Annotated in this window: 21 protein-coding genes; 4 read left to right on the forward strand and 17 right to left on the reverse strand. The window is 63.9% G+C overall.

Going from position 1 to position 19,289, the window contains the following annotated elements:
- The first annotated feature begins 20 nt into the window (after positions 1-20).
- A complete protein-coding gene (locus P8H27_RS08390) occupies positions 21-797 on the forward strand; it encodes a MetQ/NlpA family ABC transporter substrate-binding protein (RefSeq protein ID WP_289636717.1) in 777 nt (258 codons plus the stop codon).
- An 83-nt stretch (positions 798-880) separates the two neighbouring features.
- On the opposite strand, the gene P8H27_RS08395 is transcribed toward P8H27_RS08390, so the two are convergent.
- From P8H27_RS08395 to P8H27_RS08420, 6 genes are all read right to left on the reverse strand, one after another.
- Positions 881-1,036 carry a hypothetical protein gene (locus P8H27_RS08395; RefSeq protein ID WP_289636719.1) on the reverse strand — a complete coding sequence of 52 codons (156 nt, stop codon included), beginning with the start codon at positions 1,034-1,036 and terminating at the stop codon, positions 881-883.
- Positions 1,037-1,089: 53 nt separating this feature from the next.
- Entirely contained in the window at positions 1,090-1,854 is a 765-nt protein-coding gene (locus P8H27_RS08400; RefSeq protein ID WP_289636720.1) for an ABC transporter ATP-binding protein, read from the reverse strand.
- 32 nt (positions 1,855-1,886) lie between these two features.
- The gene (locus P8H27_RS08405; protein WP_289636722.1) at positions 1,887-2,591 is read right to left on the reverse strand and encodes an ABC transporter permease; all 705 of its coding nucleotides are present in this window, start codon (positions 2,589-2,591) and stop codon (positions 1,887-1,889) included.
- Between the two features lie 2 nt (positions 2,592-2,593).
- Positions 2,594-3,280: an ABC transporter permease gene (locus P8H27_RS08410; protein WP_289636724.1), complete on the reverse strand. Its 687-nt coding sequence runs from the start codon at positions 3,278-3,280 to the stop codon at positions 2,594-2,596.
- Between the two features lie 90 nt (positions 3,281-3,370).
- Positions 3,371-4,483 (reverse strand): succinylglutamate desuccinylase/aspartoacylase family protein, encoded by a 1,113-nt coding sequence (locus P8H27_RS08415; RefSeq protein WP_289636726.1) that lies wholly within the window; start codon positions 4,481-4,483, stop codon positions 3,371-3,373.
- A 61-nt stretch (positions 4,484-4,544) separates the two neighbouring features.
- Positions 4,545-5,315, reverse strand: coding sequence for a transporter substrate-binding domain-containing protein (locus P8H27_RS08420; RefSeq protein ID WP_289636728.1), 771 nt, complete (start codon positions 5,313-5,315; stop codon positions 4,545-4,547).
- A 125-nt stretch (positions 5,316-5,440) separates the two neighbouring features.
- Between P8H27_RS08420 and P8H27_RS08425 the strand changes: the two genes are divergently transcribed.
- Positions 5,441-6,820, forward strand: a complete 1,380-nt coding sequence (locus P8H27_RS08425; protein ID WP_289636729.1) for a PLP-dependent aminotransferase family protein — start codon at positions 5,441-5,443, stop codon at positions 6,818-6,820.
- Here the strand turns inward: P8H27_RS08425 and P8H27_RS08430 are convergent, their stop codons facing one another.
- From P8H27_RS08430 to P8H27_RS08450, 5 genes are read right to left on the reverse strand one after another with little or no spacing between them, the layout of a single operon-like run.
- Complete coding sequence (locus P8H27_RS08430) at positions 6,821-7,453, reverse strand: SCO family protein (RefSeq protein ID WP_289636731.1); 633 nt, start codon at positions 7,451-7,453, stop codon at positions 6,821-6,823.
- A gap of 12 nt (positions 7,454-7,465) precedes the next feature.
- The gene (cyoE, locus tag P8H27_RS08435; RefSeq protein WP_289636732.1) at positions 7,466-8,365 is read right to left on the reverse strand and encodes a heme o synthase; all 900 of its coding nucleotides are present in this window, start codon (positions 8,363-8,365) and stop codon (positions 7,466-7,468) included.
- A gap of 25 nt (positions 8,366-8,390) precedes the next feature.
- Entirely contained in the window at positions 8,391-9,431 is a 1,041-nt protein-coding gene (locus P8H27_RS08440) for a heme A synthase (RefSeq protein WP_289636734.1), read from the reverse strand.
- A gap of 27 nt (positions 9,432-9,458) precedes the next feature.
- Positions 9,459-10,043 (reverse strand): hypothetical protein, encoded by a 585-nt coding sequence (locus tag P8H27_RS08445; protein WP_289636735.1) that lies wholly within the window; start codon positions 10,041-10,043, stop codon positions 9,459-9,461.
- On the reverse strand, positions 10,018-10,749 hold the full coding sequence (locus P8H27_RS08450) for an SURF1 family protein (protein WP_289636826.1): 732 nt from the start codon (positions 10,747-10,749) through the stop codon (positions 10,018-10,020). The genes P8H27_RS08445 and P8H27_RS08450 overlap by 26 nt, the downstream gene beginning before the upstream one ends.
- 75 nt (positions 10,750-10,824) lie before the next feature.
- Here P8H27_RS08450 and P8H27_RS08455 point away from each other — a divergent pair, with 75 nt between their 5' ends.
- Positions 10,825-11,028, forward strand: a complete 204-nt coding sequence (locus tag P8H27_RS08455) for a twin transmembrane helix small protein (RefSeq protein WP_289636737.1) — start codon at positions 10,825-10,827, stop codon at positions 11,026-11,028.
- A gap of 18 nt (positions 11,029-11,046) precedes the next feature.
- Here the strand turns inward: P8H27_RS08455 and P8H27_RS08460 are convergent, their stop codons facing one another.
- From P8H27_RS08460 to coxB, 4 genes are read right to left on the reverse strand one after another with little or no spacing between them, the layout of a single operon-like run.
- Positions 11,047-11,934, reverse strand: a complete 888-nt coding sequence (locus P8H27_RS08460; RefSeq protein WP_289636739.1) for a cytochrome c oxidase subunit 3 — start codon at positions 11,932-11,934, stop codon at positions 11,047-11,049.
- 11 nt (positions 11,935-11,945) lie between these two features.
- The gene (locus tag P8H27_RS08465) at positions 11,946-12,497 is read right to left on the reverse strand and encodes a cytochrome c oxidase assembly protein (protein WP_289636740.1); all 552 of its coding nucleotides are present in this window, start codon (positions 12,495-12,497) and stop codon (positions 11,946-11,948) included.
- A 12-nt stretch (positions 12,498-12,509) separates the two neighbouring features.
- Entirely contained in the window at positions 12,510-14,093 is a 1,584-nt protein-coding gene (gene ctaD, locus P8H27_RS08470; protein WP_289636741.1) for a cytochrome c oxidase subunit I, read from the reverse strand.
- A gap of 4 nt (positions 14,094-14,097) precedes the next feature.
- A complete protein-coding gene (gene coxB / locus P8H27_RS08475; protein WP_289636742.1) occupies positions 14,098-15,222 on the reverse strand; it encodes a cytochrome c oxidase subunit II in 1,125 nt (374 codons plus the stop codon).
- 353 nt (positions 15,223-15,575) lie between these two features.
- On the opposite strand from coxB, the gene P8H27_RS08480 reads away from it, so the two are divergent.
- Positions 15,576-16,232, forward strand: a complete 657-nt coding sequence (locus tag P8H27_RS08480; RefSeq protein WP_289636744.1) for a hypothetical protein — start codon at positions 15,576-15,578, stop codon at positions 16,230-16,232.
- 391 nt (positions 16,233-16,623) lie between these two features.
- Here the strand turns inward: P8H27_RS08480 and pgi are convergent, their stop codons facing one another.
- Together pgi and P8H27_RS08490 are read right to left on the reverse strand one after the other, a co-directional pair.
- Positions 16,624-18,288 (reverse strand): glucose-6-phosphate isomerase, encoded by a 1,665-nt coding sequence (pgi, locus tag P8H27_RS08485; protein WP_289636746.1) that lies wholly within the window; start codon positions 18,286-18,288, stop codon positions 16,624-16,626.
- Positions 18,289-18,338: 50 nt separating this feature from the next.
- Positions 18,339-19,280 carry a carbohydrate kinase gene (locus P8H27_RS08490; protein ID WP_289636748.1) on the reverse strand — a complete coding sequence of 314 codons (942 nt, stop codon included), beginning with the start codon at positions 19,278-19,280 and terminating at the stop codon, positions 18,339-18,341.
- Positions 19,281-19,289 lie beyond the last annotated feature (9 nt).

Below are 19,289 nucleotides of genomic sequence, written 5' to 3' on the forward strand. Positions count from 1 at the left end.
ATCCCACAAGGAGCTTCATGATGAAAAAATTGCTAGCCGCCATCGCCGCCGTCGCGGCGTTCTCCAGCGCCGCCCAGGCCGACACCCTGAATGTCGCGGCCACCGCCGTGCCCCACGCGGAAATCCTCGAATTCGTCAAACCAACCCTGGCCGCCGAGGGCGTAGAGCTGAACATCAAGGTGTTCACCGACTACGTGCAGCCCAACGTGCAGGTCGCCGAGCAGCGCCTGGACGCCAACTTCTTCCAGCACCAGCCGTACCTCGACGAGTTCAACAGCAGCCGCGGCAGCGACCTGATCAGCGTCGCCGGCGTGCACGTCGAGCCCTTCGGCGCCTACTCCAGCAAGCACAAGAGCCTGGAGCAGCTGCCAGAAGGTGCCCAGGTGGTGATCCCCAACGATGCCACCAACGGCGGCCGCGCCCTGCTGCTGCTGGCCAAGACCGGGGTGATCGGCCTCAAGGACGGCGCCGGCATCACCGCCACGGTCAAGGACATCGCCGAAAACCCCAAAGGCATCAAGGTGCGTGAACTGGAAGCCGCGACCCTGCCGCGGGTGCTCAATCAGGTCGACCTGGCGCTGATCAACACCAACTACGCCCTGGAAGCCGGCCTCAACCCGACCCAGGACGCCCTGGCCATCGAAGGCAGCGACTCGCCCTACGTCAACATCCTGGTCGCCCGCCCGGACAACCAGCACAGCGCCGCCATGCACAAGCTGGCCAAGGCACTGAACAGCGCCGAAGTGAAGGCCTTCATCAACGAGAAATACCAGGGCGCGGTAGTCCCGGCGTTCTGAGTCGCCGACGCTGATGCCGCCACGCAAAAGCCCGCTCAATGAACGCGGGCTTTTTGCTGAGGGCGGCAAGGGGGGCGGTTCAGTTATTCACGCGCCAGGATATTTAGCCTGCTGTCCTCGACCAGGCCATTGGCCTGCGCTTGGCGGCTTTGCGCCGCCGGCACCTGGGCGTCGGCCCAAGCGGCCTGACTCACCGCGCCGATCGCTAAGGCCAGGGCGCTGCATTTAATCATGTGCATCGATCCACTCCATTTGCTTGTTGTTATGGGCAAATCCCGGAGGCACGCGTGGGTTACTTGAGGGCGCCGCTGAGGAACTGACGCAGGCGTTCGCTCTTGGTCTGGCCGAAGACTTCGCTGGGCGGCCCCTGCTCTTCGATCTGGCCGTTGTGCAGGAAGATCACCTGGCTCGAGACCTCGCGGGCGAAGGCCATTTCATGGGTCACCACGATCATGGTGCGGCCCTCGGCAGCCAGGGCCTGCATCACCTTGAGCACTTCGCCGACCAGCTCCGGATCCAGCGCCGAGGTCGGTTCATCGAACAGCAGGACTTCCGGTTCCATGGCCAAGGCCCGGGCGATGGCCACGCGCTGCTGCTGACCACCGGACAGGTGCGCGGGATAGACGTCGGTGAAATCGGCCAGGCCGACCTTGGCCAGATATTTTTCGGCGCGCTCGAGGGCGTCGCTGCGGCTCAGGCCGAGCACCCGCAGGGGCGCCTCCATGACGTTCTGCAGCACCGTCAGGTGCGACCACAGGTTGAAGTGCTGGAACACCATGGCCAGCTTGCTGCGCAGGCGCTGCAACTGCTTCTGCTCGAGCACTTTCAGATCGCCCAGGCGATCGCGGCCGAGGCGGAGGTCTTCGCCGCTGACGCGGATGGCGCCGGCATTGGGCTTTTCCAGAAAGTTGATGCAGCGCAGGAAGGTGCTCTTACCCGAACCGGAGGAGCCGATGATGCTGATCACATCGCCCTTCTCGGCGCTCAGCGACACGCCCTTGAGCACTGCCTTGCTGCCGTATTGCTTGTGGATATTTTCAACAACCAGGGTTTGCATGGGGATTTCTCTCAATTCGCTAGGCGCCGCCATCAGCGCTGTGAACGGGGGGCCAGATAGGCCAGGTAACGGCGCTCCAACAGCTTGAACAGGCCGACCAGGGCGAAGGTCAGCAGCAGATAGACCAGGCCGACGAAGAGGAAGGCCTCGAAGGGCGCGTAGTAATCCGAGTAGATGCGCCGGCCCGCGCCTGTGAGGTCCATCAGGGTCACCGCGCTGGCGATCGACGAGCCCTGCAGCATCAGGATGACTTCGTTGCTGTAGGACGGAATGGCGCGGCGCAGCGCCGAAGGCAACACGATCCGTCGCAGCAGGGTCAGCGGGCCCATGCCGTAGGCGCGCGCCGCCTCGATCTCGCCATGGGGAATGTTGCGCATGGCGCCGGCGAATATCTCGGTGGTGTAGGCGCAGGTGTTCAGGCTGAAAGCGATCAACGCACACCAGTAGGGCTCGCGCAGGTATTCCCAGAACGGGCTGTGGCGCACCGCCTCGAACTGCGACAAGCCGTAATAGAGCACCAGCAACTGCAGCAGCAGCGGCGTGCCGCGGAAGAAGTAGGTGAAGGCCCAGACCGGCTGGCTGAGCCAGCGGTTGCGCGACACCCGCAGGCGCGCCAGCGGCATGGCCAGGAGCAGGCCGATCAGCAGGGCGTAACCGGTGAGCTGCAGGGTCAGCAGCAGGCCCTGGAGGAACAGGGGCAGGTTGTGCAGGATAATTTGCGGCTGTAGATCGATCATGCTTAGAGCTCCGCGTGCCGTACGCCAATGGAGTAGCGCCGGTTCAGGCGCTCAAGAACCACCTGCGAGCAGCCCGTCATGGCCAGATAGAGCAGGCACACCAGCATGTAGAAGAGGAACGGCTGGCGCGTGGCGCGGCCGGCCTGGTCGGCCATCCAGGTCATGTCCTGCAGGCCGATCATGGTGACGATCGCGGTGCTCTTGAGCAGTACCAGCCAGTTGTTGCTCAGGCCCGGCAGGGCGAAGCGCATCATTTGCGGGAACAGCACCCGGCGAAACACCTGAGCGCGACTCATGCCATAGGCGTAACCGGCCTCCAGTTGGCCCCCGGGCACGGCCAGGAAGGCGCCGCGAAAGGTCTCGGAGAAGTAGGCGCCGTAGATCAACGCCAGGGTGCCGACCCCGGCGACGAAGGGGTCGATATCCCATTGCCGCAGGCCGTAGGCTTCGGTAAAGGCGTTGAAGAAAATCTGCATGCCGTAGAACAGCAGCAGCATGGCCACCAAGTCGGGTACGCCGCGCATCAGGGTGGTGTACAGCTCCGCCGGCCAGCGCAACCAGGCGAACGGCGAGAGCTTGAGGGCGGCGCCCAGCAACCCCAGCAGGATCGCCAGCAGCAGCGCCAGCAGCGCCACCTCCAGGGTGGTGACGACGCCGGCCAGGATGGCCGGCAGGTAGCCGTTAAACATGGAACCTCCTGCGCAGCGGCGGGAAACGTAAGTTCATGCTCATTGTTATTATCCTGATGTGGCGCTCCGGCGCGGCGCCGGAGCAAAGGGCTAAGCGCCCAGTAGGCAGCCGTTGCGCAGCGGCTCACGGCCGGCGACGAAGGTCAGCTCGGTGTTGGCTTCGGTGAAGCGTTCGATCACCCGGGCGTAGAACATCCCGGCGATACTGCTGCAGAGGGTGCTGACCTGCCCGCTCAGGGGGTTGATCACATCGGCCAGCGCGGTGCCTGGCTCGACCCATTCACCGACGGCGACACGATAAGCAACGAGGCCTGCATGCGGGGCATTGAGCACTTCAACCCCGGACAGCGGAGTCGGCTCGCAGACCGGCGCCGGTACGGGGGGCGCCTCGCCGGCGATGATGCCGAGGTGGGTCAGGTAGGCGAGCAGCGCTTCGGCGTCGGCACTGGCCAGTTCATGGCTGACGTCGTTGATGCCGCGCAGTTCGACGGTGGCGGCAAAGGTCGCCATGGGCATCGGCCGCTGGGGGAAGGCCTGCTGCAGGGCATACCAGACCGAGGTGAAGGCCTCGTCGAAGGAATTGCCGCCCTGTTCGGTGGCATGCAGGGTGGCATGGGCACCGGTGTAGCCGGCCAGCACGCGACCCTGCGCCTGCTGCGTGCTGTGCACATAGAGGTGCACCATGGCCTCGCTGTCGCAATGCACATCGAGCACGACATCGGCGTCGCAGGCCAGGCGCATCAAGGTCAGGCGCAGCGATTCCAGCTCGGTACGCGGCTGCAGGGCGTGCAAACGCTCGCGCAGGCAGCGCCGAACCAGTTGCACATTGGCCTCGGCATCCGCGCCCAGCTCAGCGGCGACCTGCTCGCGGATCAGCTCGGCGAGGTCGAGGTAGTGGCGGTTGAAGTTCTCCCGGCTGGAAAGCTCGAAGCGCCCCAGCTGCCGGCCGAGGACGAAGTTGCCCAGGCCAATCGGGTTGGCGATCGGCACCAGGACGATCTCGCCGCACAGGCGGCCAGCGCCCTCCAATGCCTGCAGACGGCTCTTCAGGTAATGCAGGGTCAGCATGCCGGGGTGTTCATCGGCGTGCAGGCCGGCCTGCAGATAGACTTTCTTGCCACGGCCAGGCTGACCGAAGTGCAGGCTGACGATCTCCCGCTGCGCACCGAGGGACTGCGCCAGGAGTGGATGCTGTTGATACATGGGGATGTCCGTGCTGGATGATCCGCCGGGCGCGGCTCTGCCGACACCCGACGGAGGCTGGTTAGTCGTACTGGTTGTAGGGGAAGTACTTGTCGTTGATCTGCTTGTAGGTGCCGTCGGCAAGGATGCTGGCGAGCGCCTGGTTCAGCTCGGCCAGCAGTGCTTGATCCTGCTTGCGCACGGCAATCCCGGAACCGCTACCGAAGTATTTGGGATCCTTGAACTTCTCACCGAAGCCCTGGTAAGCGTCCAGGCTCGGGTCCTTCTTCGCCTCATAGACCAGGCCGACTTCCAGCATCACGGCATCCACGCGGCTGGCGGTGAGGTCCATCATCGCGGTCTGGGTGTCGGGATAGCGGCGCACGCTGACCCCGGCTTTGCCGTAATAGGCTTCGGCGAAGTCTTCCTGGATCGAACCGGACTGCACGGCGATGACCTTGCCCCGCAGGGCCTGCGGGCTGCTGTCGCTCAGCTCCTTGGCGCCGTAGAGCATGGAGTAGCCGCCCTCGTATTTGTCCGAGAAGGCGACCTTCTGCTGACGCTCCGGGGTGATCGCCATGGAGGCGACTATGGCGTCGTACTTCTTCGCCAGCAGGCCGGGGATGATGCCGTCCCAGTCTTGCTTGACCAGCTTGCATTGCACCTGCATCTGCGCGCACAGGGCGTTGGCGATGTCGACGTCGAAGCCGCCCAGGCTGCCGTCCGGATTGACGAAGTTGTAGGGGGGATAGGCGCCCTCGGTGGCTATCCGCAGCATCCCTTGCTCGGCCTGCGCGGTGGCGCAGCTACCCAGTATCATCACGCCAAGGAGTAATTTTTTTATTCTGCGCATCTGCATGGCTCCTGTTAAGAATGCGGTGACCGCCGGGTCAAACTACGGGATATAAACTTTCTTTCCATACACAGCAGTCCCTAAAATGACCGCACCTGTAATGGTCGAAAAGGCTGTACACCCCCATGGAAGCTGCTCGCAAGACATCGCGTATCGGCCGGCTGGTCGAACACTTCTCGCAGCTGATCGAGCGCGCGCAACTGGCCCAGGGCGCCCGGTTGCCCTCTATCCGGGCGGCCGCCAAGGAGTTCGAGGTGAGCACCTTCACCGTGGTCCAGGCCTACGACCGACTGGTCGCGCTGGGTTACCTCGAGGCGCGCAAGGGCGACGGTTTCTTCGTCGCCCAGACCTCGCCGAGCACCGAGCAGCAGCGCAGCACGGCGCCGCTGGGGGACGTTTATTGGCTGTTGGATGACGCCTTTCATCCGGATGCCGACGCCCTGCAACCGGGCAGCGGCGGCCTGCCGGATGCCTGGCTGGATGAACCCGGCCTGCACCGGGCACTGCGCAGCCTGGGCCGTGCCTCCGGGCCGATTGCCGAATACGGCGAATCGCGCGGCAGCCTCGGCTTGCGCAACTGGATACAGCGCTACCTGAACGATCGCGGCGTGCCCGCACAGACCGAGCATATAGTGCTTACCAACGGCGCCAGCCAGGCGCTCAATCTGGTGATCCGCGCCCTGCTGCAGCCCGGCGACTGCGTGCTGGTGGACGACCCCGGCTATATCAATCTGCTGGCCAACCTGCGCGACCACAAGATCAAGATCGTCGGGGTACCCTGGACGTCGCAGGGGCCGGATGTGGAGCAACTCGGCCAATTACTCGAACAGCATCGGCCCAAAGCCTTCTTCACCAATCCTTGGCTACAGAACCCCACCGGTGCCAGTTACAGCCCGGCAGTGGCCCACCGCGTACTGCAATTGGCCGATAGCCATGATTGCTGGATTGTTGAGGATGACGTGTCCGGCCAGTTGGCGCCGGACAACCAACCGCCGCTGGCGGCACTGGACAACCTGCAGCGGGTAATCCATATCGGCAGTTTTTCCAAGAGCCTGGCGGCCTCGCTGCGGGTTGGTTTCGTCACCGCCGAACCGGCCGTGGCCGAAGCCCTGCAGCACTACAAGATGACCACCGGGCTGTACAGCTCGCAGCTGTGCGAGCAACTGGCGCTGCAGATGCTCAACGACGGCACCCAGCGCAAACGCTGCCAACGCCTGCGCGAGCGCCTGCTGCAGGCGCAACTGGACGCGCGCCAGCGCCTGCAGCGGCTCGGCTGGCAATGCTGGGCGCCTGCGGCGCCAACGCCCTACCTGTGGATCGGCAGCGGGCGCGCCGACTTCGACCCGGTGGCGCTGACCCGCGCCGGGCTCAAGCAGAACATCCTGCTGTCGCCCGGCTGCATCTTCCGCCCCGGCCTGGAGGCCACGCCCTGGCTGCGCTTCAACGTGGCCTTCGGCGAGGATCCGTCAGTCTGGCGTTTTCTCGCCGAAGCCAACCTTGGCTGATCAACTGCCGCCGAGCAACCCCGGCAACTGCGCCTTGAGCTTCTGGTTGTTCAAGGGCGCGCGGATAAAGCCGCGCTGGGTGCCGTCCGGGCCGATGATCACCAGGTTGCCGCTGTGGTCGACGGTGTAGTTTTCCTTGCTGGTATCGGCCGGGATATAGGGGATGCTCACTGCATTGGCGAGTTTTTGCAGGGTGGCCTCTTCACCGGTCAGGCCGATAAATCCGGCATCGAAGTAAGCCAGGTATTTGTTCAGCTGCGCCGGGGTATCGCGGTTGGGGTCGACGCTGACCAGCACCACGCGCAGCTTGGCGCGTGTCTCTTCCGGCAACTGGCCTTGCAGCTGGCGCAGTTGGGCGAGGGTCGCCGGGCAGATGTCCGGGCAGAAGGTGTAACCGAAAAACAGCAGGCTCCACTGCTCCTTGAGCTGACTGACGGCAAAGCTCTGGCCATTCTGATCGATCAGGCTCAGCTCGGGCAGCGTACGGCTCTGCGGCAGCAGCACGATGCCGGCATCGAGCAGCGCGGTCGGGTCGGCCTGGCCCTTGCTGGTCAGCACCTTGTTGACGGTCAGGCCAAGCACCAGCGCGACGAGGGCAACGAGAATAAAAACGGTTTTCTGGGTTCGGGTCATGGCACCAACGGTTTACAGGTTGAGCAGCAGATAGTGATCGACCAGCAGGGCGATAAACAGCGAGAAAAGATACCAGATGCTGTACTTGAAGGTGTTGATCGCCGCGTGCGGCTGGCTGTCACGGTACAGCACCCAGGCCCAGTGCAAAAAGCGCGCGCCCAGGCCGATGGCACAGACCAGGTAGAGCAGGCCGCTCATGTGGATGGCGTAGGGCAGCAGGCTGACGGCAAACATCACCAGGGTGTAGAGCAGGATGTGCACCTTGGTGTAATGCTCGCCGTGGGTCACCGGCAACATCGGGATGTTGGCCTTGGCGTATTCGGCCTTGCGGTGGATGGCCAGGGCCCAGAAGTGCGGTGGGGTCCAGGCGAAGATGATCAGCACCAGCAACAGTGGCTCGGCAGTCAGCTGGCCGGTCACCGCGACCCAGCCCAGCAGCGGCGGGGCGGCGCCGGCCAACCCGCCGATGACGATGTTCTGCGGTGTGGCGCGCTTGAGAAAGCCGGTATAGATCACCGCATAGCCGAGCAGCGAGGCCAGGGTCAGCCAGGCCGCCAGTTGGTTGGTGAAGGTCAGCAGCAGGCTGAGGCCGGCCACCGCCAGCAACAGGGCGAAGCTCAGTGCCGCCCGCGGAGTAATCCGGCCTTCGGCCAGCGGCCGTTTATGGGTGCGCGCCATGATCGAGTCGATGCGCCTGTCCACCACATGGTTAACCGCCGCGGCCGCACCGGCACACAGGCCGATCCCCAGGTTGCCGAACACCAGCACCGTCCAGGGCACGCCAGCGCGAGTGGCGAGGAACATGCCGACCAAGGATGTGATCAGCATCAGCACCACCACCCGCGGCTTGGTCAGCTCCAGGTAGTCGTGCCAGCTGGCGTGGCCATGGTGTTCGCGCAGTAGAGTAGCCATAGGGGTCTCTCCTTGATTGTTCTGCTCATTTGCCCGGTAACGCGGCCAATCCAGCCGGCTCGCGCCGCGCACGGGATGCCAGAGCAGCGGCACAGCGCACGCGGTAATTGACCAACACCAGCGTCAGCAGCAATAGCGCTCCACCGGCGTTATGCGCCACCGCCACCAGCAGCGGCAGATGGAACACCACGTTGCTGAGGCCCAGGCCGACCTGTACGGCCAGCGCCAGCAGCAGCAGGCCGGCCAGGCGCGCCAAGCCGGCGCGGCGCAGTCGCCAGGCCAGTAGCGACAGCACCAGGGTCAGCACCAGAGCGCCCAGGCGATGGGTCATGTGGATGGCCGTACGGGCGTCGCTGTCGAGCTGGCCGCCGAGGTAGTTGGGGCCGATGTGCTGGGTCAGGTGAAAGCCGTTGGCGAAATCCATCGCCGGCCACCACTGGCCGTGACAGGTCGGCAGATCCACGCAGGCAAAGGCCGCGTAATTGCTGCTGACCCAGCCGCCGAGGGCGATCTGGACGATCACCAGCAGCAGACCGAGCGCGGCCAGACTGCGCAGGCGGGCGGAAAGCGGAGGTAACACGGCGCCAGCGCCGGACAGGCGCAAGCTCAGCAGGAACAGCAGGCTGAGGGTGGCAAAGCCGCCGAGCAAATGGGCGGTAACCACTTGCGGCCAGAGTTTCAGGGTCACCGTCCACATGCCGAAGGCGCCTTGCAGGATCACCAGGGCGAGCAGCAGCAGTGGCAATTTCAGCGGTTGCCCAGATTCGCCGCGACGGCGCAGTGCCTGTGTCGCCAGGCACAGGATCACCAGGCCGAGACTGCCGGCGAAATAGCGATGCACCATCTCGTACCAACCCTTGGCCACTTCCACCGGCACCGCGGGGAAACGCACCTCGGCCAGCGCCTGTTTGTCCTCGCTCATGGGCACCGCAAGAAAGCCATAGCAGCCAGGCCAATCCGGGCAACCCAAGCCGGCGTGGGTCAGCCGGGTATAGGCGCCGAGCAGCACCACCACCACGGCCAGGAAGGTGGCGAACAAGGCCAGGCGGTATCCGGGTTTGGCCATCGGGGTACTCCTTGTGCCTTCGTCGAGTCAGCCGATCTGGGAAATCTTCAGCAAATGCCGCAGGTCGTTGAGAATCGCCTTGCCCTTGCTGCGGCTGTCGTAGCGCAGCACCAGATTGCCGCGCGGATCGATTATCCACAGCTGCGTGCCTGCGGCCTTGCCGGCGACTTCGCCATAGACCCTGGGCTCCAGGCGATAGCGGCCCAACTGCGGATACTCGCGGCGCAGCAGGGCGTCATAGTCATCGGCCAATGGCTGGGCGCTGGCCAGGGCATGGGAGGCCCGTGCGGCATCCCGATTGAGACCGATATGAATCTGCCGGGCGAGAAACACCAGCTGCTTGCAATCCGTGTCGCAGACATCCGCCACTGTCACCAGCAACTGCCAGCGCACTTCCTGGGCGCCGCTCACACCGAGATCCGCCCGGGTCTGACCATTGCCGATCAACTCGCCGTGGTAGCTGCGGGTTTCCGGCACCCAAAAACGCCACTGGTACATGGCGCTGGCCAGAATCATCGGGCCGATCACCACGGCGAGCAGCATGATCAGCTGCAGGCGGCCGCGCCGACGGCGGCTGGGCGATGCATCAGGCAGAACGATGACTGGGTTCATGGCGAGTCTCCCGCGCGTGATGCAAACCTAAATAGATGAACAGGCCGAGCAAGGCCGTTGCCAAAGCGAACCATTGAACAGCATAGCCCAGGTGTTTATCCGGGCTCATGGCGACTACCGGCCAGTCGACCCGCAAAGACCCGGGGCCGGGCTGCAGGCGCAACTCATGCGGCAGGCCAGCGCGGCCCAGCTGCGACCAGATTTCGTCCAGCTTGAGCACGCCGATCACCCGCGGCCAGCCACTGGCCTGCGGCCCTTGCTGCAGTTGCAAGCCATCGCCCAAGGACACGTACACCGAGGCCTGCAGGCGCAGCGGCGTGGCGGGCGTGGCGAAAGTCGGGGTGATCCGGCGATCCGGCCAGGCCAGCCAGCCGCGATTGAGCAGCAGCCAGAGGCCGCTGCTCTGGTCATAAAAGGGTTGCAGCACTTCAACTCCGGCCTGGCCATCGCGGGTGCGGTTATCCAGCAGGAAACTGTGCCGCGCATCGAAGTAGCCCTGCAGCTGGACCCGTACATAGGCAGGATCGGCAAGCTTTGCCAGCTCGGCGATAGCGATAGGTGCGGCCAGTTGCCGAGCCTGATGGACGGCCAGCAATTGGCGCTTTTCCTCGGCACGCGCCAGTTGCCAGAAACCCAGGCCGATCAGCCCGGGCAACAGCAGCAGCACCAGCAGACTGGGCAGCCAGCCGGGGCGAAAGGCGCTCATCGCGTACGCGCCGAAGCCCGGGCCAAGCTGGTTATACTGCATATGCAAGACATTCCCCTCCCCCCGGAGTTACGCATGCTCAAGGTCGCAATCGTCCTCTTGCTATTGGCCACCACGGTCAGTCTGTTCAGCGGCCTGTTCTTTCTGGTCAAGGACGCGGGCCGCTCCTCTCGGCTGGTCAACTCCCTGACCGTTCGGGTCACGCTCACCGCCCTGACCGTAGCCCTGATTGCCTGGGGCTTCTACAGCGGCCAACTGGTGCCCCAGGTGACCTGGTAAGTAGCTGTGTCGCGAGTGTCAGAGCACATAGACGAAGGTGAACAAGCCGATCCACACCACATCGACGAAGTGCCAGTACCAGGCGGCGGCCTCGAAGCCGAAATGCTGCTCGGGGCTGAAGTGCCCGCGCATGACGCGGATCAGCATCACCGTCAGCATGATGGCGCCAAAGGTCACGTGGGCGCCGTGAAAACCGGTGAGCATGAAGAAGGTCGCGCCGTAGATGCCCGAACCTAGGGTCAGGCCCAGTTCGGTATAGGCATGGATGTACTCTTGGGCCTGGAACGTCAGGAACGCCAAGCCGAGCACCAGGGTCAGCGCCAGCCAGAGGGTCAGCGGTTTGCGCCGGCTCTTGCGCAAGGCATGGTGGGCGAAGGTCAGGGTGAAGCTGGAACTCACCAGCAGCACGGTGTTGAGCAACGGCAAGCCCCAGGCGCCGATGATCCCGCTGGGCGCCGGATAGAGCTTGGGATCCGGGGTGTCGAGCAGCGGCCAGCTGTACTCGAAGCCCGGCCAGAGCATGTTGGCAATGCCCTTGTCGCCTTCGCCGCCCAGCCAGGGTCCGGCCCAGGTACGCACGTAGAACAGCACGCCGAAGAACGCGGCGAAGAACATCACCTCGGAGAAGATGAACCAGCTCATGCCCCAGCGGAACGAGCGATCCATCTGCGCGCTGTACAGACCGGAACGGCCTTCCTTGATCACGGCGCCGAACCAGCCGAACAGCATGTAGGCGAGGAACAGCCCGCCGACGAAGAAGATCAGCGGACCGTTGGAGTCGGCCCGCTCGGCCTTGAGGTCGTTGAACCAGGTGCCAAGCCCATAGACGGTGGTCAGCAAGCCGAGGGTGGCGATAATCGGCCACTTGCTCTGGGCCGGTACGTAGTACTGCTCATGAGCGGCCATCTTTGTTCTCCTTATTGGCCCACCTGGGCTACAGGCGGTTTACTCGTGGTGATATCGAACAGGGTGTAGGCCAGGGTCAGGTGGCGTACATCCGCCGGTAACTCTCGGTCGACGATAAAACGCACCGGCATTTCGATACGTTCGCCGGGTTGCAGCACCTGCTGGGTAAAGCAGAAACACTCGGTCTTGTGGAAATACGCCGCCGCCTTGGAGGGCGCCACACTGGGAATCGCCTGAGCGGTCATCGGCTTGTCCGTGGGGTTGCGCGCGACGAACAGCATCTGGGCGCTGTCACCCGGATGCACCGTCACTTCATCGGCCAACGGGCGGAACTCCCAGGCCATATCGACCGCATTGGTGGCGAGAAACTGCACGCGCACCTGACGCGATGCGTCCACGCTTTGCAGGCCGGCCTCATAGGCCCCGGCGGTTTTGCCGTTGATGCCGAAGGCCTGGCACATCACGTCGTAGATCGGCACCAGGGCGAAACCAAAGCCGAACATCGCCACCACCACCAATGACAGGCGGATAACCAGGCGGCGAATCGGCAGGGTTTCGTTCATGGGTGCATGTCCTTACTTCACGTCCGGCGGGGTCTGGAAGGTGTGGTAAGGCGCCGGCGACGGCACCGTCCACTCCAGCCCCTCGGCACCGTCCCAGGGCTTGGCCGCGGCCGGCGTGCCGCCGCGGATGCACTTGATGACGATGAACAGGAACAGCAACTGGGTGGCGCCGAACATGAAGGCACCGATGCTCGAGACCATGTTGAAGTTGGCGAACATCATGTTGTAGTCCGGAATGCGCCGCGGCATGCCGGCCAGGCCGACGAAGTGCATGGGGAAGAACGCCAGGTTCATGCCGACGAAGCTCAACCAGAAGTGCAGCTTGGCCAGGGTCTCGTCGTACATATGGCCGGTCCACTTCGGCAGCCAGAAATAGGCCGAGGCGAAGATGCCGAAGATTGCCCCCGGCACCAGCACGTAGTGGAAGTGGGCGACCACGAAGTAGGTGTCGTGGTACTGGAAGTCCGCCGGGGCGATGGCCAGCATCAATCCGGAGAAACCGCCGATGGTGAACAGGATGACGAAGGCCACCGAGAACAGCATCGGCGTCTCGAAGGTCATCGAGCCGCGCCACATGGTGCTGGCCCAGTTGAACACTTTTACTCCGGTGGGCACGGCGATCAGCATGGTGGCGTACATGAAGAACAGCTCGCCGGTCAGCGGGATGCCGACGGTGAACATGTGGTGCGCCCAGACGATGAACGACAGAAAGGCAATCGAGGCGGTGGCGTAGACCATCGAGGTGTAGCCGAACAGCGGCTTGCGGGCGAAAGCCGGGATGATCGCACTGACCGCGCCGAATGCCGGCAGGATCATGATGTACACCTCGGGGTGGCCGAAAAACCAGAACACATGCTGGAACAGCACCGGATCGCCGCCGCCGGCGGCACTGAAGAAGCTGGTGCCGAAGTGGATGTCCATCAGCATCATGGTCACCACCCCGGCCAATACCGGCATCACCGCGATCAGCAGGAAGGCGGTGATCAGCCAGGTCCAGACGAACAACGGCATCTTCATCAGGGTCATGCCGGGGGCGCGCAGGTTGAGGATGGTGGCGACCACGTTGATCGCGCCCATGATCGAGCTGATCCCCATCAGGTGCACGGCGAAGATGAAGAAGGTCACGCTCTCCGGCGCGTAGGTGGTAGACAGCGGCGCGTAGAAGGTCCAGCCGAAGTTCGGGCCGCCGCCTTCCATGAACAGGGTGCTGACCAGCATGCTGAAGGCCGCCGGCAGCAGCCAGAAGCTGAAGTTGTTCATCCTTGGCAAGGCCATGTCCGGCGCGCCTATCATCAGCGGAATCATCCAGTTGGCCAGGCCGACAAAGGCCGGCATCACCGCGCCAAAGACCATGATCAGGCCATGCATGGTGGTCATCTGGTTGAAAAACTCCGGCTGCACAATCTGCAGGCCCGGCTGGAACAATTCGGCGCGAATCACCATGGCCATGGTGCCGCCCAGCAGAAACATGGCAAAGCTGAACCACAGGTACATGGTGCCGATGTCTTTGTGGTTGGTGGTCAGCACCCAGCGCATCAGGCCCTTGGCCGGGCCATGGTGGCGATCCGTATGAGCGTGGTCGATTACTGCACTCATGTCCTTACTCCTGAGCCTGTTTGAACGCGAGAACCTCTTGTGGCGTGACCATGTCACCCACCTGGTTGCCCCAGGCGTTGCGCTCGTAGGTAATGATTGCAGCGATATCGACTTCCGACAGTTGCTTGCCGAAGGCGGCCATGGAGGTACCGGGCTTACCGTTGACCACAATGCCGATATGGCCTGCGGCGGGGCCGGTGGCGATGGCCGAGCCTTTGAGCGCCGGGAACATCGGTGGCAAGCCTTCGCCGCTAGGCTGGTGACAGGCGGCGCAGGTGGTGGCGTAGGCTTTTTCGCCGCGGGCCAGGAGTTCTTCCCGGGTCCACTGCTTGCTGGTCAGCTCCTTCTCGGCGGCCGCGAGCTGTTTGCGCTCGGCCAGCCAGACGGCGAAGTCCTGTTTCGATTTGGCCTCGACCACGATCGGCATGAAGCCATGATCCTTGCCGCACAGCTCGGTGCACTGGCCGCGGAAAATTCCGGGCTGGTCGATGCGGGTCCAGGACTCGTTGACGAAGCCGGGGATGGCATCCTTCTTCACCGCCAGGGCCGGCACCCACCAGGAATGGATGACGTCGGCCGAGGTGATGAGGAAGCGCACCTTGGCACCGACCGGCACCACCAGCGGCTCGTCGACCTCGAGCAGGTAATGCTCGCCTTTGCTGGCCTGATTGTTGATCTGCTCTTGCGGCGTGGTCAGGTTGCTGAAGAACGCAACGTCCTGCCCCAGGTACTTGTAGTGCCACTTCCACTGATAACCGGTGACCTGGATATCCAGTTCGGATTCCGAGCTGTCGTAGATGTCGATCAGGGTCTTGGTCGCCGGAATCGCCATCAGCACCAGAATCACCAACGGCACCACGGTCCAGAGAATCTCCACCGTGGTGCTTTCATGAAAGTGCGCGGGCTGCTGTCCCGTTGAGCGGCGGTGAACCAGCATCGACCAGAACATCGCGCCGAATACCACCAGGCCGATCACGACGCAGATCCAGAAAATGGTCATGTGCAAGTCAAACACCGAGCGGCTGACCTCGGTAGCCCCGGGTGCCATATTGACCGTCCAACTGGCCTGCGCCGAGCTGAATGCCGAGCACATCAGGAGACTCATCCAAACGCGTGGATGTCGCATCATTGCGGGTTCCCCTTATCGTTCTTGTTATCCCGCCGGCGGGGCTTGCAGCAAAGGGATCGACGGTCATGACCATTGCCGAAACCTCTCCGTGCCGAAGCTCATCCGGTGTAATCAGCTACTGCCTGTCGAGTTCGAGTATAGACGGCGACTTCGACCTGACAACGTCAACACGGAAATGGCCAAAACCGCGCAAGACCTGTCCAAAACGCCAAGCAGGGTGTGGGCCAAACAAACGCGTCGGCACGGAGTTATAGCGCCCTCGCATAAGTATGAAAAAATTATGACAATTGCGTCTTAGCTGCCGCGCCCAGCCAGCTATGGTTCACGCCCATGTCCTCACTTCAGGAGTAGTCATGAACACCCCCGCACTGCGCGAACTGATTCAGCGCGCCCACCGCCACGAAGCCAGCAACCAGCAACTCTCTGCGCAACTGAGCGCGCAACTGGAGCGCCTGCACCCTGCCATCCGTCTGCCAAGCACCGATACCCTGGGGGTGCTCAACCGTTTTGTCAGCGCCTATATCGAACAGGTACCGGACGTTTTGGACGCGGCTCAGCAAGTGGCACGGGAAGCCGGGATCGAGGCGCAGATCAAACCGGTGTTGAAAATCGCCGAGCAGTTCTTTATGCAACCTCCCGCATTGCTTACCGGGCTTGAAGGTCTCGACAGCCTGCTCGACGAAGCCTACCTGGCCCATCGCTTGGTCGAAGAGGTCAACGACCGCTACATCGCTCATCTCGGCCAGCCGTTGATTCCACTGGACACCACGGTGGCCAACCTGATCGCCCACCAGTTGATCGGCGAGCCGTTTGCCAATCAGCTGGACGAAGCCGTGCATCACGCGGTGAATGGCATGCTCGACGAGGCCAGCTTCGACCAGGCCTCCGTGCGCGCCTATCGCGAGCGCTTGAGCGACCCGCACACCGAAGCCGCCTGGAAGCGCTGGCCCTGCCTGTCAGGCCAACTGGGGGTGGAGCTGCAACTGGATGAGGCGCGCGCGGCGGGCTGATGCGCGGCTCGTTCGACAGACCTAGGTAGCGTCGGCCTCGGGCGGAAACGGATCGCCGCCCGCCCCACCCGAAGGCACGCGGCCTGTTATCAGAGGTTGTAAAAATATCGAGCGCAACGCCGCGGTGGGCGTTTTGGCGATCCGGGTGTCACTCGCCGCAGTCAGTGCACCGTGGTTTATCTCCGCGGCACCAACCTTGGCGGGTTGTCGCTGCGCTCCGAAGCCGCCCTACCTCCGAACGGATCGCCACCCGAGCTGGGCGGGCTGTGGAGCTTAAAGTTGTCGCAGCTGGCGGACGTTTTTTCACAAGTTCTCAGGCCACCTGGTCACAGCGGCGCCCGACTCGCGCCTAGCCTGGCAAAAACAGGCTACAACATGACTCGGCGTCCTATCAGCCACGATGACGGCCGCGGAAGAAGTCGATCAAACCCTGGGTCGAGCCATCTTCGGCGGCGCCTGCCGCGCTGCCGACCAGACGTGAATACACGCCCTTGCCCAGCTGCTTGCCCAGTTCCACGCCCCACTGATCGAAGGCGTTGGTGCCCCAGATCACGCTCTGGGCGAACACCTTGTGCTCATAGAGCGCAATCAAGGCGCCCAGGCGGCGCGGACTGACCCGCTCCATCACCAGGGTGTTGCTCGGCCGGTTGCCCGGGACCACCTTGTGCGCGGCCAGACGCTGCACCTCGTCTTCGTCCAGGCCCTGGCCACGCAGTTCCCCCTCGGCCTCCTTCAGGGTCTTGCCGAGCATCAATGCCTGGCTCTGCGACAGGCAGTTGGCGAACAGCCACTGGTGGTGATCGGCGACCGGGTTGTAGCTGCTCACCGGCACGATGAAATCCGCCGGAATCAACTGGGTGCCCTGGTGCAGTAACTGGTGATAGGCGTGCTGGCCGTTGCAGCCGACCCCGCCCCAGATCACCGGACCGGTAGGGAAATCCACGGCGCTGCCATCCTGGCGCACGCGCTTGCCGTTGGACTCCATGTCCAGTTGCTGCAGGTGCTTGGTGATATTGCGCAGATAGTGGTCGTACGGCAGGATCGCCTGGCTCTGCGCGCCCCAGAAATTGCCATACCAGATGCCCAGCAAGGCCAGCAGCACCGGCATGTTGCGTTCGAAGGGCGCGTTCTGGAAGTGCTGGTCCATGCGGTAGGCGCCGGACAGCAGCTCCTTGAAGTTGGACATGCCGATCGACATGGCGATCGGCATGCCGATTGCCGACCACAGCGAGTAGCGACCACCGACCCAGTCCCACATCGGCAGAATGTTCTCCTCGCGAATGCCGAAGGCCACTGCCGCGGGCGTATTGCTCGACACCGCGATGAAGTGGCGGTGCAGCTCGCCCTCGCTGCCGCCCTGGGCCAGGTACCAGCCGCGCGCCGCCTGGGCGTTCTTCAGGGTTTCCAGGGTGTTGAAGGTTTTCGACGAGACAATGAACAGGGTGGTTTCCGCGCGCAGCTTGGCCGACAACTCGTGGAACTCACTGCCATCGATATTGGCCAGATAATGGCAACGCACACCGCGCTGGGCGAAGGGCAGCAGGGCTTCGGAAACCAGCTGTGGGCCGAGGAAGGAGCCGCCGATGCCGATGTTGACCACATCGGTGATCGGCTTCTCGCTGTAGCCACGCCACAGGCCGTCATGCACCCGTCCCACCAGCTCGGTCATTTGATTGAGCACGCGATGCACCTCGGGCATCACATCCACCCCATCGACCAGCACCTTGTCGCCGATCGGCCGGCGTAGAGCCGTATGCAGGGCCGGGCGGCGCTCGGATGCGTTGACCAGCGCACCGTCGTACAGCGCGTGAATCGCCTGCTGCAGGCCCGCCTCGCGCGCCAGGCCGAGCAGCAACTCGCGGGTCTGGCTGGTGATCAGGTTTTTCGAGTAATCGAGGAACAGCCCGCAGTCGTTAAGGGAGAATTCGTCGAAACGCTCAGGCTGCTCGGCGAATGCCTCGCGCATGCTGAAACCGCCAAGGCTCTCACGGTGCGCGGCGAGGGCCCGCCAACTGGGCAACTGGGTAACATCGAACGGTGACTGGGGGTACTGCATAACGACTCCTGCGGACGTGGATGCAAAAAAGGTTGCGGCCGTGGCCTGGCTCATGGCTGTTCCAGCTCATGGGCGTAGGGCAGATCCGGCCCGACCCGCGAGCAGGTCACCGCGGCGGCGCGCACGGCGTAGCCGAGCATCGCCTCGATGTGCCCGCGCGGCAGCTCGGCCAGGGCCGCCGGACTGTCCAGCCCATGCCGGCTCAGGTAGGCCAGGAGCGCGGCCTGGAAGGTGTCGCCGGCGCCGACGGTATCGCGGGTGTCCACCGCCTGCGCCGGCACCGCCCAATGCCCGTGCTGGCGGCTGTGCACGCTGGCGCCGTCGCTGCCGTGGGTGAGGAACAGCAGCTGACAGCGCTGAGTGAGCCACTGGCTGACCACGTCCTCGGGATCACGCTGCGGGTAGAGCAGGGCCAGGTCTTCCTCGCTGACCTTGATCAGGTGGGCCTGGGCGGCGAAGGCCTCGATGCGCTGGCGCCACAGCTCGATGCTGGGCTCGACCCCGAGGCGCACATTGGGGTCGAGGCTGATCAGGCGCCGCTCGCCCTCGCGCCGCACCAGTTCCAGCAGGGTATCGGCGATGGGCGTCACCACCAGGGAATAGGAGCCGACATGAATGCCGCGCACCCGTGCATCGAGCGTCGGCAGATGCTCGAGGCCCAGCAGCCGATCGGCACAGCCCTCGCCGCGAAAGCTGTAGTGCGGCACGCCCTGGGCGTCGACCGCGACCATCGCCAGGGTGGTCGGTGCGTCGCTGGACACCAGGTAGGCGTCGCTCACGCCTTCCTCGTGCAACACCCGGCGCAACCGCTCACCGAGAAAGTCCGTGGAAATACCGGCGAACAGCGCCGAGTCAATGCCCAGACGGCGCAAACCGACCGCCACGCTGAACGGCGAACCGCCGGCAATCGCCTGCAACTCCAGCTGACTGCTGCGCGCGCCTTCGTCCAGGCTGAAGACATCGAACAGGGCTTCACCACATACCAGATACATAACTGACTC

Source organism: Pseudomonas sp. sp1636, from assembly GCF_030376615.1.
Lineage (GTDB): Bacteria > Pseudomonadota > Gammaproteobacteria > Pseudomonadales > Pseudomonadaceae > Aquipseudomonas.